The 384-nt window shown below is 59.4% G+C and carries 1 protein-coding gene; it reads right to left on the bottom strand.

Translation table 11 applies throughout. The annotated features are described in order from the left end of the window. Positions 1–384 (bottom strand): NAD(P)/FAD-dependent oxidoreductase (locus tag C1I93_RS31090; protein WP_220039633.1); only part of this gene is annotated, 384 nt, incomplete at both ends.

Genomic DNA, 384 nt, shown 5'->3' on the forward strand with positions numbered 1-384 from the left:
TCTTTGGACAGATCCAGGTTTTGCCTGCTCCAGGCGCTGGTGGCATGCAGCACCCAGGTGTCGAGCTTGTGCTCACGCCCCGGTTTACTGCTGTTGCGGGCTAGCCAGTCCAGCGGGCTGTCTTGCACGAAGCAGCCATCCATTTTGGTTTCCAGGGGCGTATCGAAAGCCAGGGCGACGGCCCAGGTCGGGTCCATTTTCACTCCGGCCGCGGTGCTTGCCAGTTTGGGCGCACAAGCAAGCAGGGCGGTTGCCTGAGGTGCCGGCGTTGCCACTATCACATGGCTGTAAGGGCCGTGACTGACCTCGTCGGCATCCAGCAGGTGCCAGTGTTTTTCACCGCGTATCAAGTCAGTAATACGGCATGCAAACTCAACCTTGAAA

Origin of the sequence: Micromonospora endophytica (genome assembly GCF_003236305.1) — a bacterium.
Lineage (GTDB): Bacteria > Actinomycetota > Actinomycetes > Mycobacteriales > Micromonosporaceae > Micromonospora > Micromonospora endophytica.